Origin of the sequence: Paenibacillus sp. P46E (genome assembly GCF_001909095.1) — a bacterium.
Taxonomy (GTDB): Bacteria; Bacillota; Bacilli; order Paenibacillales; family Paenibacillaceae; genus Paenibacillus_AQ; species Paenibacillus_AQ helianthi.
Map to the genome: position 1 here is coordinate 24,501 of NZ_LVYZ01000088.1, position 15,118 is coordinate 39,618.

Below are 15,118 nucleotides of genomic sequence, written 5' to 3' on the forward strand. Positions count from 1 at the left end.
ATCATGACACTGCCCTGGTTTATTATCAGCACGTTTCTGCTGATGCTGTTCATCTCAACACTGTACCAGCGGAACGCTCTGAAGAAGGTGAACTATACCCGCTATTTCTCTTCGCAAGCGGTGTTTGAGGGGGAATCAGTGGAGATGGTGGAAGAGATCAGCAATGGCAAGCTACTGCCGTTGCCCTGGCTTCGTCTGGAGTCCAGTATCGCGCAAGGGCTCGAATTTGGACGTCAGGAGAATCTGGGCATCAGCAGTGGCGAAATCTATCAGAATCATTTGAGCCTGTTCTACCTCCGGGCTTACCGCCATATCAAACGTACACACAAAGTCCGCTGTATGAAGCGCGGACTGTTCCGGCTGGATACAGCAACCATGACCACCGGTGATTTATTCGGACTTAGCCGCAGTACCCAAACCTTTCCCTTACAGCTGGAGCTGATGGTATATCCCATGATCGTAGACATGTACGAGCTGCCTCTTCCGATACACAGCTGGCTGGGCGAGCTGCCCGTCAAGCGTTGGATCGTACACGACCCGTTCCTGACGGCTGGCACACGTGAATACAGTCCTGGGGATTCGCTAGGATCATTGAACTGGAAGGCTACGGCCCGTACCGGCCGGATGCAGGTTCATAAGAAAGACTTTACAGCTGATTCCAGACTTGTCATTTGCCTGAACATGGAGATCAGTGATTCCATGTGGAGAACCGTGACCGATGTGGAACGGATTGAGCTCGGCGTACGTTATGCTGCTACAGTAGCGGATTACGCGGTTGGGCATGGCATTGAAACGGGTTTTCTCAGTAACGGTAGGCTGGACGGCGAGGGTGCGAATGATCCGGTAGATGCTAATCCCATGGGTCGGCTGGATGACATTCTAGGATTGCTTGCAAGACTCCAGTTGGACCGGACTATGCCCATGAGCAGATTGCTGGAGCAAGAAGCGGAGAAAGGAAACACCGATACGGATTACCTGATTATTTCCTGTCACCTCGGCCCGGAACTTCAGCAGGCAGCCGAACAACTGCGGCTGTCCGGGAACGGCGTAGAGTGGCTGGAAATTCCAGCCTCAGGGAGGAATAGCGCATGATGGTACAAACTTCGGAAAATATGAAATCGACGTATCGGCTCTTGTTGAATTGTATAGTGGAATGGCTGTTATTCCTCCCTGTATGGATCGCGCTACAGAAGTACTTGCAGTCCGGGGCTTCTGCGCTGCCCTGGATTTATACCCTGCCATTAATATCCATGCTTGGGGCGAAGCTAAGGCATAGCTGCAACCGGAAGTGGAAACAGCTCCTGGCGGCACTTCTCCTGGGGGTGCTGGCAGGAATTCTGGCTGGTGCATTTTCATTAAGAGAAATTCCATTGTATGCAGGTGCTGTAATATCTGCATATCTGGGTATAACTGCCGGGAGCCGCAGCAGTAGGCTCAGAATATATATTGCCGGGATTGCGGTATATTTTGTAGCCACTATCGCATTCGCCAGAATTCCGCTGCTTCAGCCTAGTGTTGCTGTATTGACCTGGAGCGGCAGTCTCTGTCTAATTCTGGCCCTTCTGGACTCCAACACCAGCCACTTGCATTACAGCTCATTCACGGGAGACGGTTCTCCGCTTCCGGGAGGAATTCGGCGGCATAACCGTCTGTTTGTGCTGTTGTTCATCGCGGTGGCGGCTTTGCTTGCGGCTGGGGCAGGCCGGGCATTGGGACTGTTCTTCTGGCATGCCGCGCAGGCCTTCTTCGGCTGGGTGAGCCGTCTGTTCTCTGATTCAAGTAAGCCAGAGCCGCAGCAGATAGCTCCACCGCAGGTGATGCCTGAGATGCCACCGGCTGAAACCCATGAGCCGGGGCTGCTGGCGATGATCCTGAATGTTGCGTTTTATGCAATCGGAGCTGCGGCGTTAATCGTAATCATGTATTATGGCCTTCGTTGGTTGTATCGCAATTCAGGTGGAGTATGGCGGAGAATCATCGACTCTCTGTTATCCTTGCTCCGCAGAGAATCACCGCAGAACAATACCGCTTATCAGGATGAGGAGAAAAGTATTTTCACATGGGAGAAGACGATTCAAGGCGTAAGAGAGTACTGGCGGAATCGTACAACCTCTGCTTCCAGACGGGACCGCTGGGAAGGAATGAACGGGGGACGTGAGCAGACCCGCTGGCTGTACCGCCATTGGTTGAAGAACAAACGTGCCCAAGGATACTTGCAGAGGAGCTACCTTACCCCTCAAGAGACTGCAGTGGATGTAGCAGAATGGAATAAGAGCAGGAAACTCCAGGGGAAGGCTCAAGAGAATGCCTCAGACGCCGCGTCTGCTCAGCTTCTCCGGTTCTATAATCAGGCTAGGTACGGTGGAACTGAGCCTTCGGAAGCTGAAATCGGACAGTTGAAGGAAAAGCTGAAATTATAGCCGTTTTAGGTTCAGCGGGAGGAGGAAAAGTACATGGTTACCTATTTACGAGGAGAACTTGCAAAGGAAGCCAAAGTCAATATCGAAACGGTGCGGTACTATGAGAAGCATGGCTTGCTTCCCCAGCCGCTGCGGACGACCTCGGGTTACCGTATGTATACAGAGGAAGCACTCACCCGGATCGCTTTTATACAGAACGCCAAGAAATGTGGATTCACCCTTCGTGAAATCAAAAAAGCATTGGTTAAGTCGGAGAACGGAAGTATAGGCATTTCTGATTTCATTCTGGCCATAGAGCGTAAAATGATAGCTGTTGATCTGGAAATAGCGAAACGCGAGACTACCAGACAGCTTCTAAAGGATCTGAAAATAAACCTTGAATCTGCAGAACGGCATCCCGGGGTGAAGGAGACATTACACATTCTCAGGATGGATAAATAATAAACTTTGGCGAGGTTCCAAATGCGTTATGGTGTTGATCCTGCCTTGACTCTGTACCGTAGTACAGGGTTTAGAATACAGGTGTCAAGCCAATACCGGGAGGAATGAAAGATGCCGAGCTCAAAGGAAATGCTTCAAGCGATCAGACAACATTTGCAGCAAAATAATCAGACCGCAGGGAAAACAGCAGCACAAATTCGTCTGGAGATGACGGAATCTGCCAAACGATTGCCACTGCTTCCTGAAGTATCCGCCGAAAGGGTTGATATGGACGGGGTGGCAGGAGAATGGCTGAATGTTGCAGGGGACCCCTCCGAAAAGGGTGACGGGAAGACCATACTCTATGTTCATGGTGGAGGTTTTATCTCCGGAAATTGTGAGATCTACCGTGATCTGGCAGCAAGAATCGCTGTTTCCAGCGGTGTGAGGGTGTTTACCCTAGAATATCGTCTTGCACCCGAGTATGTATATCCTGCTGCCAATGAAGATTGTCTTGCTGCTTACCGCTGGCTGCTGCGAACAGGCTTATTGCCGGAAGACATCATACTGGGCGGCGACTCTGTAGGCGCCTCTCTTGTACTAATGACGCTGATCACACTGAGGGACGCAGGGGATAAACTGCCAGCAGCCGCATTTCTTCTATCCCCGCACAGCGATCTCGTCCATCTGGACGGCGAGTCCTATGACACCAGGGCTGAACTGGACCCTACGGGAAGCCGGGAGGGAAATCAGAGAATCCTGAGGGATTACCTGGGCGGCTATAATGGTATTATGCCTGCTCTGCTCTCGCCGCTAAGGCTCCGGCTGGATGGACTGCCCCCGTTATTGATACAGGCCGGAGATCAGGAAGTGCTGCTGAGTGATGCCGAACGGCTCGCAGAGCGTGTACGTGCTGAGGGAGGTGAAGCCACACTTGAAATTTGGGAGAACCTGTGGAGCGTGTTTCAAATGATGTCCGCGTTGCTCCCGGAAGGGCAGGAAGCGATCGGGAATATTGGGAGCTTTGTCAAAAGGATCTGGAGCTTATAGGTGAAAGTTAAGTGAATATGCAGAATATCCAAGGGATAAATTCCCTTATTCCCTAAAATAATGATTTTCAAAAACCGATAATTCATATACTTACTCTTCTGAATCGAGATAGTGATCAATAGAGTAGAATTTATACTGGGGGAATCATTATGCCTTACACAATGGAAGTAAATGTAGCCAAAAATCAAGTGGTTGTAAAAGCATTTGGTCTGACTGAAACGGATGTGCCTGCTTATATATCTGATTTTGAAGCAGCTATGAAGAAACTGAAACCTGGCTTTACTGGAGTCACCGATGTAACCGAGTCTAAATCGATCCTTACCCCCGAGGTGGCAGCTATGCTCGCACCTACTGGTGATATAGCAGTTGCCCATGGAGTGGGCGGTTGGGTGTATGTTGCGAACTCTCCGGTATGGAAGATGCAGATGAACAGACTTTTCGGGAAGTTTGCTGTGCACTATCCGACTTATGAAGAAGCAGATGCATATCTGAAGAGCTTATCCGAATAGTAGTCGCAGAAGCATCAGTGATAGAGTATCATTATTCATAAATTGTTCTCCTTTTGGAATAAACAAGGTAATGATACATTTATATAGTCCTACCATATCAAAAAAGAGGGCTCTCCCACACAGAATTAATCTGGAGGAAGAGCCCTTTGTAAGTAAAATACATCTTCAGTAGAGTACCAATACCCCAAAACCTTCGAGTGTGTACGATCCGGAGAGAGTCGCACCGGTCAGCAGATCGGTTCTTTCCTCTTTGAGGTGGAGAGTCGCAGGTTCTTCACTGAAGTTCAGCAGGAACGTATAGCTGTTATTTTCATTTTTGCGGATTTGCAGCTCTACTTCTGAAGGAAGCTCCAGCCACTCTGCTACAGGGGAGTGGAGGTTAACTCTGTCGATGATTTTAAGTGCTGCATCTGCATTAAATACAGCTCCGTAGTACCATACCTCGCCTTTGCCGCGTTTATTTCGGGTGACTGCCGGTTTGCCGGCATAATAATCGGTTGCATAAGTCCCCATAACCTCGACAGTGTCCTCTTCGACATGAAGAATATCATTGAATGCATCAGCACCGGTAAGCGCCTCAGGATTACTGCCCCAGCGGATGGAGGTTGGAAGACGGGTGCCTTTGACCATAGTGAATTCCTCCACGCTGATGCCGCACAGGTCCCTCGCAGCACCGGGAAAAGGCCGCATATAGCATTGTCCGCGGGTATCTTTATAGCCGGTCCGGCAGCCGAAAATCAGCGTTCCGCCTTGCTGCACATATTGATCTAGTAGCTCTGCTGTCGCATCGCTCATAATGGCCGGATGCGGATAGACTAGAACCTGATATGGAATCAGATCTTCAAGAGTGGTTTTGCTGCGCATATATAGGATGTCGTTCGGGATTTGACGCTTCTGCAGTGCCTTGAACCATTCCTTGTTACTCTGCCACATAAAGGGTCCGTGCCAGACATCGTATTCCCCATCCCACTCATTGTCGTAGTCACGCAGAATGGCGATGTCCGCCTTAGAGCGGGTACACACAATATGTTTGCCTGCTACAGCCAGTTCCCGGCCAATCTGTTCAGCTTCCCTGACCCTGCGGTTCGGCTGGTTATGATAGTCATTAATGCCATGCCAGTAAATTTCATTGCCCATCGTTGCCGTCCGCCAGCGGAAGTAGAGCAGCTTGTCCGCCCCATGCGCAATGGACTGATATGTCCAGAGCCTCATCTGACCTGGCTTAGGTGAAGGCATATCCATGCGGTTAACCCAGCCGCCCGGGCCGGATTGCTGCTCCATGATACAGAAATTAGGGCTAATCGAACGAACTGCTGTTAACGAGAGACTCCAGCTCCGGTCCAGCAGCGGATCTGCTTCTTGCGGATCGGTACTTATGCTTGAGAACTGGGGATAGGAGTCATAGCTGAAGAAATCAAGGAGCTGGTCATTCAGCTCATGGCTGTCGAGATGTCCGAACAATCCATTGGTGGTTACCCATTGGGAAGGGGCCAGTTCCCGGATAATATCAGCCTGGATCTTAGCAAAAGATATGGTGTTGTCGGAAATAAACCTTTTCTCATCCAGCGCCTGATGCGGATTAGGCTGCATGGGTGACGGAGTGGGACGTGGCAGAAAGATCTGTGACCAGCTATTATAGGTCTGATTCCAGAAGACTGTTCCCCAAGCTTCATTCAGCTTCTCCAGTGTTTCATATTTGGCTTGTACCCACTCCCGGAAGGCCCGGTGATCGCTCTCCGAATAGAACACATTGATTTCACAATTCAGTTCATTGTCAATTTGCCAGCCAACCACACCTGCGTGATTGCCATAATGCTGCGCAAGCTGCCTGGTGATTCTGGCGCAGAGTTCCCGGTACTTCGGACTGCTGTAATTATAGTGACGGCGCATGCCGTGCTGTAGCGTCACACCGTCATAGGTAACATTCAACACTTCAGGGTAACGCTCGGTGAGCCAAGCGGGAGGAGTGGCCGTGGGTGTTCCCAGAATCACCTTAAGACCGTAGCTATGAGCCAGGTTGATAGCTCTGTCGAACAGATCGAACTGGAAGACACCTTCCTCAGGCTCGAAGAGGGTCCAGGCAAATTCAGCCATCCGTACAATCGTGAATCCGGTTTCAACCATTCGCCGGTAATCATCGGCCCAGAGTTCCTCCGGCCAGTGCTCAGGATAGTAACACACGCCAAGCTCAAAGGATTCAGTAGTGGATATAGTATTCATTTTCAACCTCCAAGTGTAAAAATATGCTATAGAATCGTTATAAATCTATTGTATTATCAGGTATACTTATTATCATATAACACAATATTGCGATTATATGACTATATTGCGTGCATGCTTTTATAGAAAGGACCCCCTATGAACAAACAATGGGTTTTACCCGCACCGGCCTATATGCATTATGTCTGCTATCCGGAATTTATCGGACATTATTCGGATTTTTCACAGCATGCGGAACGCAGAAGTGAGGGCCTGCTGAATAGCTATAATCTGCATCTGGTTTTTGCTGGCGAAGGATACGTCTTCCAGGAAGGTGAACGCATTCCTATGGGACGTGGCAGAGGCTTTCTTTTCCCAAAGGGGGCTTACCAGCAGTATGGCGCAGATCCTAATCACCCATGGGAGGTTCGCTGGATCCATTTCGGCACGAGCATCTCTCTGCCTTTGCTGGAGGAGGTGGACCAGTCGCGCGGCTATTTTTTTACGTTTGATCCCGATGCCGGGCTCATACCGGTCTTTGAAGAGATGTACCGGCTTAGTGAATCCTTCGAGACCTCCCGTGAACCCCGCTTCTCAGCTTTACTCTATGAAATATTGATTACGCTGCTGCAGAATTCTGAGCCTCTTCATGGATCGGTTCCGCTGGAAATCAGGCATTCGATCCGCCGTACCGCAGATATGATCCACCGGGAATGTGAGCGCCCGTGGACGCTGGAGACGATGGCCAAACTTGCCGGCTACAGCAGCTATCACTTCCTCCGGCTGTTTCGTAGCATTATGGGTAAGACCCCAAACCGCTATTTAACCGAATGCCGTCTGGCAAGAGCCAAGCTCCTGCTGGCCTCCACCTCTCTTTCCATTGCTCATATTGCCGTGGAGTCCGGTTTTCGGCAGTCGAGCTACTTCATTAAGGTCTTCAAACAGGTGGAGGGGATGCCGCCCAATCAATACCGGAGAACTTTTAGCTCCTAACGGGCCTTAAATAACAAATAAGTTACATTTGTTCAGCAAGAGTAACAGTTTGGATACATTTCCCTCTTCAGCTGCTACTATAATGGATTCTAGTAAAACACCTGGGGGGAAAATAATGAGATTGTATAAAAATACATATGCGGCAGTGCTGGCAGGCACATTTGTCATCGGTCAGCTGGCGGCTGGCCTGGCACCTGGAACGGTACAGGCTTCAGCAAGCACCCTACCTTCAGCCACTGTGGCTGCTGCCGTGACGCCCAAGATCAATCCCGTCGTCATCGGGTCTGGAGTAACAGCGTCGCTTGAAAATGTAAACATATGGACACAAACGGGCGGCAATATTCTGACGTACACCGTGAATTATTCCAATGCCAGCGGAACAGGTGCCAATCTGCTGCGTTACTTCTCAAGGGTTGTGACTCCCGGAGGTTCGGTGATTCCGGGTACGCCTGTTACAGCAGATGCGCTGAAGAAGAAAGTAGGCGCCAATGAAAGCCTGCAGGTGACGTACTATGTCAATGTAGGCCAGAGCAAGTCCCTTCAAGGAATGAGGATTGCTATGTATGTCTGGGATCCCAAGGCCAAGGGATATCTGCGTCAGGCCGGCAACTTCGCCATTCCGGCCAATTATTCCACGACTGTAGAAAATGGGAAAAGTTTGAGCACGATGATGAATAATATTCCGGTTACAGCATCAGCAGAATCCCTTCAGATCTTCAAATTCAACAGTAAGGTATACGCTAAGGTAGGGCTAAGCCTGATCAATAAAGGCAACAAGGTGCTTGGCGACCCCGGCTATACAGCCTATCTGGTTTCAGCCAGCGGAACCTCATTTGAACTGTCGCTTAACAGCACCCAGGACGGTTATAAGATTCAGCCTCAGGAAAAAAAGAGCATCTATTACTTGACGGAAATCCCCGCCTACCTCAAAACTGACAACATGAAGCTTCAATTCACGCAGAAGGATGAGACCCTCAAGCTCGAGCTGCCCGGTGCATCGTATAAACTTCCGGCAGCGACTAGCCCGAATCTGGTAGTGGGCAATGGAGCCATCAAGACCATCATTGTGAACAGCAATACCATCGAAACCAAGCTCAGCAATGCCTCGGTATATGCCGATAAAGCGTCAGCGTCATGGTCTTTTCAGCTTGAACTGAAGAATACTGGGAACAAAGCGGTAACCCTTCCCACCTACGAACTTGCTGTCAAATCGGCAAAAGGAAGAACATTTCCGGTCAATGCCAAAGCATTAAACGGACTAACCCTTAGACCGCTGGAGGTCAAAGTAATTCCGCTTACAGCAGCAATACCGCTGGAGGTTGAACAGGGTACACTGCAGTTGCAGATGATCGAAGCCGTGGGGCAGGATCTTCCTGCACCCACGGCCGGAACGGACACTGGAGGAACGTCCGGAACACCAGCAGGCAGCGGGGGTGGCAATCCGGTCACCAAGCTGACTTTTCCTGTTGCCTACTTCACCATTCCTTATGCGCTCCGTGCCAATATCCAGCAAGGACAGGAGTACAGAACCACGAATCCGTACGGAACATTCTCATACAGTATCCAATCCATTCAGCGCTATCCGTGGAAGGACGATGATATTGTTATCGCCAGGCTGAAGCTGACTAATACGCAATCGATAACCTTGTCTCTGCCAGAGCTTAAGGCGGCGCTGAAGTTGGACAACCTGGATTTGACCTCGTCCACAGAGCTTCTCATGGACAAAGAATCTGCTGAGCTCGCTCCGGGCAACTCCGCTGAAATCGATGTACTGACCAAAATTCCGTACGCTGAAGAGTTCTCGGCGTTAAATATCAGCTTGTACACCACAGAGAACGAAGAAAAGAAGCCTTTCCTGGCACTGAGCACGAGCAGTGTAATGAACAGTGTTGCGGCTATTGATCGCGGCGGAAGCTATACAGTTGCCGAAAAAGGTAAGAACTCAAAAGTTCAGGAGAACAGAACCACAATCTATACCGCCTCAGGAACCTCCAAAATCATATACACAGAGCTGCTTATGAGCAATGAAGAGAAAAGACAAAGCTCGCTTGCCCGGCTGAAAGCCTATTACCGGACTGCGGATGGACAATTCTATGAAGCACAGTCTTCCCAATCTGCCGGTCTTGCCGCTCCTGGTGGGAAGCAGATGGTTACCTTTTGGGCGAAAATTCCGGGGGCTTTGCAGACTAGTGACATGTCACTCTACCTCGGAACCGGCATTACAGGCAGTAAACTGAGTGAAGCAGGACAGGAAGCGACTGGCTATGTCAATGTTGCTTCGCTCAAGCTGAATCCGGTAACGGCTGTACCCGTACAGAATCTTGGCCAAATCTCTATTTTCCCTTATAGCTTCTCGGTAATCCGGTCGGAAGGTCAAATTACGGAGGGCAGCGACATCATCAGCATCGGGATTGATTATAAGCTCACGCAGGACCGTTCATATGATACGGATGCGCTGGATCACAAGCTCGTTGTCAAGATTACAGACCCATTTGGCTTGTCGCAGGAAAAAACATTGGCGCTTGGCACGGATCTGACAGAAGGAGACAACAATACGTACTCCCTTTCCATCACCAGAAGTCTGTATAAACAGCTTGGAGGCGGCTCCTACAAAATCACCCTATACGATGAGTTCCAGGGCGGACGGATCGAGCTCGGACAACAGATCTACTACTTGATCTACAAGCCGCTGCCCGTCATTGTTAAAGACGAAAAATAACGGAACGATCTATCACAGGACAAGAAGGAGCGGCTTCCATGTTGCGAGTCGAAAAAATTACACATTCCTTTAAAACCGGCAACGAGTGGACCAAGGTCCTTCATGAAATCAGCTTTGCTGTGAAGCAGGGAGAAATGGTTGCTCTCCTGGGCAGCTCCGGTTCCGGTAAATCTACGCTGCTGAATTTGATGGCTGGCCTGATGAAGCCTACCGACGGCCATATTTTCATTGCCGATCATGACATCGTGCTGATGGGTGAGAACAAGCTCGCCGAATTCCGGCGCAAGCATATCGGATTTATTTTTCAAGCCTATGAATTGATTACGAGCCTAACTGTACGTGAGAATGTGGAGTTGCCGCTGGTCTTCCAGTCGGTGTCGCCCTCTATCCGCAAGCAGAAGGCACTGGCTCTGCTGGAGCAGGTCGGGATACCTGACAAGGCGGACCTGTTTCCTTCACAGCTGTCAGGCGGTCAGCAGCAGCGCGTAAGTATCGCCCGGTCTCTGATTACAGAGCCTTCCGTTATTTTTGCCGACGAGCCTACCGGAAATCTGGATTCCAAAACAGAGGAGGAAATTATCAGCATTCTGCTGAAGCTGAATCAGACCATGAAAACGACATTTATTGTGGTAACGCATGAACAAGAAGTGGCGGAGCAGATGCAGCGGACCTTCTCACTCCGGGATGGATATTTAATTAACGGCCAGCACACAGAGGTTCAGCCGGCACCGACAGAGGAGGAGAGTCCGTGAGAATCAGGGATATCTCCCGTATGGCCTGGGACCAGGTCAAGCGGCGCAAAGTGGTAACAGGGCTGTGTATGACTGGGATTTCCATAGGTTGTGCTGCCATTATCGTTGCGCTGAGTGTGGGTCAGTCCGCTCAGGTCTATGTGACGAATGAAGTGAACCGCAATTTCAAAATGGATGAAATCACCGTATCTCCAGGCGGCGGACTGCCATCTCCGGGCGGAAAGGGAGCTGGAGGCGGTTCGGGGTCCGGGGTTAATAGTAATCTGGACCCGGGTAAGCTTACGTTTCAAAAGCTTAAGATCATTCAAGGACTGAACCATGTCGTTGCTGCAGCTCCTTTTGAAGATAATGGGTACAGACAGATGATTACGGTAGACAATAAGATCGCTGATGTTCAGGTTATTGCAACGGATCTGCGCATGCTGAACAAATTCGACAAGTCCTTCAAGCAGGGCGGCGCATCAGATATTCCCGGAATGGTGGTTCTGAACTATGGTGCCACACTCGGTTTGATTGATATAGAGACCCGGCAGAACATTTATGACCGTATGAATTCGGATCCTTTCAATCAAGAGGTGTCAAGCCAGTATAATAATCTGATGCTGATTCCCTCGGAAATGTACCGCCAGCAGGTTCAGTTGCAGGCACAGGATTACAGCGCCAGCGCCCCAAACGGCGTAGGCCCCACCAAACTCAGTTCCCCGCTGCAGGTAGGCGGTATTCTGGCCAATCCTCCCGGTACCAGCGATGATCGTGCTACTTATGAGAAGGTGATGTACGTGTCACTGGAGACTGCTGCACAGCTGCAGCATGAGCTTAGCTTCACTGATGCTAACGGGACCGTTCCAAGTCTGGAAGAGGGCAGCTACAATTCCGTCACAGTAAAGGTCGACAGCGTCGATAACATCAAACCGCTGGAAGCATTAATCCAGAAGCTTTCTTTGTCGGCTAACGACAACCTGTACCAGCAGGAACAATTGAAAGAACAATTCGATACCATTAAAATGGCTGCTCTGGGTATTGGTGTGTTCATTCTGGTTATTGCATCGATCTCCATCATTGTAGCCATGACCATGTCCACCCATCAGCGCAGGCGTCAGATCGGGATTATGAAGGTGCTCGGTGCGAATATGGGTCAAATCCGCAATATGTTTATAACAGAAGCTGCCCTGCTCGGACTGCTCGGTGGTCTGCTCGGTGTACTATTCTCTTATCTTATTGTAATGGCATTGAACAAACTTGTGGGTACTGCCGGAGAAGGCCTGAATTTCTTTATTCCGCTTACGACCCTTCCAATTGGGCTTTCATTTGCGATTATGACCGGTGTATTATCAGGTATCTATCCGGCCATCAGTGCTTCCAGAACCGATGCACTTACAGCTATCAAGCGGGATTAGCCATAAACATTTACAATACTGTATTTCCATTTGAAAGGAAGCCAAATCAATGAAGAGGATATTCAAAAGGACGCTGAAGTGGGTTATCATCCTTGGTATTATTGCCGCCGCAGGCTATATTCTGTACAGCAAAGTATTAAAAAAAGAACCTGAGGTAGTGATGGAACCGCCACAGGTAATCAGCTTCCCGGTAACCCAAGAGTCGATGACAAGCTCGGTTCAGGTCAAGGGGAAATCCAAGTATCAGGAGGAAACGCTGGTATATGCTCCGTTTGCCTCCAAAGTCACTGCCTGGAAAGTCGAAAATGGCGGACAGGTAAAAAAAGGGGATGTCCTGTTCACGCTGGATCAGTCCACCTTGAAGAATGAAATTGCCACGACAGAAGCAACCATTCATAAAGCGAAGCTGGAAGCGGAACTGAATACCTTTGTCAGCCAGCAGGATGAGGATGCGGCCGTTCCGGCAGGGACGGAAGCGGAGCGTCTGAAGGCACTTGCCGCACAGGAGACTGCCCGTCTGAATGATGAACTGAACCAGGTGAATGCAGACATTCAGGAGAAGGAGCTAACCGACAAAAGAGCCAAGCTGAATTCTGCAGTGTACCACGCTCCGGCTACCGGTATTTTCCTCTATGACAGCAGCAGCGAGACCGGTGAACGGCCGCAGATGGTGACAGACAATCAGTACATCGGCAAAATTGTGGACCTTAGTAAGCTGGAGTTCATTGCGCTGGTAGGAGAGCAGGATATCTTCCGCATCAAGCAGGGGATGAAGGTTCAGGTGAAGATGACTGCGATGAAAGATTTGATCCTGAAAGGCGTTGTGAAAGAAGTGTCGAAATTCGCCACAACGACAACCGGCCAGAACACGGCAGGGCAGGTGCCGCAGTTCGAGGTTGTGATCTCTCTGCAGCCTGATGAGCACTTGATTGGAGGCCTTAGCCTAAGCGGAGATATTGAGACCTTGCGTAAGGACAAGACCACAGTGGTGTCCAGTATCGCTGTTATTCACGAAGGGAATCAGGCTTTTGTGATGCTGGATAAAGGAAAGGGTCAGTATGAGCGGAAAGAGATCAAGATCGGAATGGAAACTTCGGAGAAGACTGAAGTTCTATCCGGCCTGAAACCTGGAGATACTGTAGTTTTGCAATAGGAATGTGAACGTGTAAATAGCATGAATACAAAACAGCAGCAGCCTGATGAAGCGGTGATTCCGCTATATCAGGCTGCTGCTCTGTTTTGAGAATCTCTGAGGGTTACTTTGCAAAAGAGCTACGCCAGGCTTTGATATCCTTATTGAGCTGGGTGAGGTCAGGAACGCCAACAGGTGTATCTTTTAACTGATATTTATCTTTCAGTGACAGAATCCGATAGACACTCTCATCAATTCTGGCTTCGGAAATCTTGCCTTGCTTGACAGCAGCCAGCAGAGCATTTCGAGCGATCTGCTCATTGCCGTATTCGTGGGCGACCAATAGGATATCGCTGCCCGCGAGTACTGTATTAACAGCAGCGGCAGCCAGGGTGTAATTTTTCATAATTGCACCCATAGTCAAATCATCGGTAACGATCACTCCCTTGAAGCCCATTTGTCCCCGTAAAAGTTGACTGATGATAACTTTGGACAGGGAAGCAGGCCGGTCAGGGTCCAGGTTCGGATACAGAATGTGGGCAACCATTGCTGCGTCTGCCTGCTCCTTAACCGCTGCGTGGAAGGGTCGCCATTCGAGCTTCGCCAGCTGGGCTTCCGTCTTATTAACTACCGGAAGCTCCAGATGGGAATCAACAGACGTATCCCCATGCCCGGGGAAGTGCTTGACAACAGGTATGATGCCCTCACTCTCAATTCCCTTCATTTCTGCAATGCCAAGCTGGATAACCTTTGCGGAGGTGTTTCCGAAGGAACGGTCCCCGATCACCGGATTGTCCGGATTGCTGTTGATATCCAGCACCGGAGCAAAATTCATATTGAAGCCTGCGGTTTGCACCTCTCTGGCCAGCAGCTTGCCCATCATTTCTGCTGCCTCCGCACTACCGCTTGCACCGACTGATCCATTCGCCGGAATCTTCGCATATTCGTCCGGCAAGCGGCTAACCTTGCCGCCTTCCTGATCGACACTAACGAACAGCGGTACGGGGTTTCCGGTATTGATGCGCTTCAGTTCATTGGTGAGGCTGACCAGCCCCTTCAGACTCTTAATATTATCCGCATACAGGATGATGCCACCAACCTTATCGTTAGTGATCATGGTTTGCGTCTGCGTGCTTACTTCTGTACCGTCAATCCCCACGAGGAGCATTTGGCCGATTTTGTCTTCCAGCGGCATGGAAGCAATCTCTTGCTCAATCACATCTACAGGGCCGCTTCCTTCAGAGCCGGCATGCACTGGAGAAGCGGCAGTCACCGGTGGTGGGGACTGAGCTTGTAGTGAAGCAGTGTGCGTTTGCCGGGGAGGAGGATTTTCAGAAGAAGAACCTGTTTTTCCGCTGCAGCCACTTAAGAGAAGGCATGTAATCGCCATAGCCAAAGTAATTCTTGAATAGCTTGGAACAGCAGGGATACTATGTTCCTTTAACCGGGTCATTAGTCACTGAGCCCCCTTTCCGTTTGCTGGATCACAAGTACAAATGTTAAGATGAAGTAGACGTATGCTACATA

Annotated in this window: 12 protein-coding genes; 10 read left to right on the forward strand and 2 right to left on the reverse strand. The window is 49.9% G+C overall.

The genetic code is table 11. The features are described from left to right. Window positions 1–3 precede the first annotated feature (3 nt). The 5 genes from A3849_RS29170 (at window position 4) to A3849_RS29190 (ending at window position 4,399) form a co-directional block, all read left to right on the forward strand. On the forward strand, window positions 4–1,092 hold the full coding sequence (locus tag A3849_RS29170; RefSeq protein ID WP_074114577.1) for a DUF58 domain-containing protein: 1,089 nt from the start codon (window positions 4–6) through the stop codon (window positions 1,090–1,092). Beyond that, on the forward strand, window positions 1,089–2,420 hold the full coding sequence (locus A3849_RS29175; protein WP_074114578.1) for a DUF4129 domain-containing protein: 1,332 nt from the start codon (window positions 1,089–1,091) through the stop codon (window positions 2,418–2,420). The genes A3849_RS29170 and A3849_RS29175 overlap by 4 nt, the downstream gene beginning before the upstream one ends. A 33-nt stretch (window positions 2,421–2,453) precedes the next feature. Continuing rightward, window positions 2,454–2,861 (forward strand): MerR family transcriptional regulator, encoded by a 408-nt coding sequence (locus tag A3849_RS29180; RefSeq protein ID WP_074114579.1) that lies wholly within the window; start codon window positions 2,454–2,456, stop codon window positions 2,859–2,861. A gap of 111 nt (window positions 2,862–2,972) precedes the next feature. Next, entirely contained in the window at window positions 2,973–3,890 is a 918-nt protein-coding gene (locus A3849_RS29185) for an alpha/beta hydrolase (RefSeq protein ID WP_074114580.1), read from the forward strand. Between the two features lie 149 nt (window positions 3,891–4,039). Beyond that, window positions 4,040–4,399, forward strand: coding sequence for a hypothetical protein (locus A3849_RS29190; RefSeq protein ID WP_074114581.1), 360 nt, complete (start codon window positions 4,040–4,042; stop codon window positions 4,397–4,399). A 165-nt stretch (window positions 4,400–4,564) separates the two neighbouring features. Here the strand turns inward: A3849_RS29190 and A3849_RS29195 are convergent, their stop codons facing one another. Next, window positions 4,565–6,619 (reverse strand): beta-galactosidase, encoded by a 2,055-nt coding sequence (locus tag A3849_RS29195; RefSeq protein ID WP_074114582.1) that lies wholly within the window; start codon window positions 6,617–6,619, stop codon window positions 4,565–4,567. Window positions 6,620–6,757: 138 nt separating this feature from the next. Here A3849_RS29195 and A3849_RS29200 point away from each other — a divergent pair, with 138 nt between their 5' ends. The 5 genes from A3849_RS29200 (at window position 6,758) to A3849_RS29220 (ending at window position 13,612) form a co-directional block, all read left to right on the forward strand. Beyond that, entirely contained in the window at window positions 6,758–7,591 is an 834-nt protein-coding gene (locus A3849_RS29200; RefSeq protein ID WP_074114583.1) for a helix-turn-helix transcriptional regulator, read from the forward strand. 115 nt (window positions 7,592–7,706) lie between these two features. Then, on the forward strand, window positions 7,707–10,310 hold the full coding sequence (locus A3849_RS29205) for a hypothetical protein (RefSeq protein WP_074114584.1): 2,604 nt from the start codon (window positions 7,707–7,709) through the stop codon (window positions 10,308–10,310). Between the two features lie 38 nt (window positions 10,311–10,348). Then, complete coding sequence (locus A3849_RS29210) at window positions 10,349–11,062, forward strand: ABC transporter ATP-binding protein (RefSeq protein WP_074114585.1); 714 nt, start codon at window positions 10,349–10,351, stop codon at window positions 11,060–11,062. Beyond that, window positions 11,059–12,459 carry an ABC transporter permease gene (locus A3849_RS29215; protein ID WP_178382847.1) on the forward strand — a complete coding sequence of 467 codons (1,401 nt, stop codon included), beginning with the start codon at window positions 11,059–11,061 and terminating at the stop codon, window positions 12,457–12,459. The genes A3849_RS29210 and A3849_RS29215 overlap by 4 nt, the downstream gene beginning before the upstream one ends. 49 nt (window positions 12,460–12,508) lie before the next feature. Further along, window positions 12,509–13,612, forward strand: coding sequence for an efflux RND transporter periplasmic adaptor subunit (locus A3849_RS29220; RefSeq protein ID WP_074114586.1), 1,104 nt, complete (start codon window positions 12,509–12,511; stop codon window positions 13,610–13,612). Between the two features lie 103 nt (window positions 13,613–13,715). Here the strand turns inward: A3849_RS29220 and nagZ are convergent, their stop codons facing one another. Continuing rightward, window positions 13,716–15,044, reverse strand: a complete 1,329-nt coding sequence (gene nagZ / locus A3849_RS29225; protein WP_074114587.1) for a beta-N-acetylhexosaminidase — start codon at window positions 15,042–15,044, stop codon at window positions 13,716–13,718. Window positions 15,045–15,118: the final 74 nt, after the last annotated feature.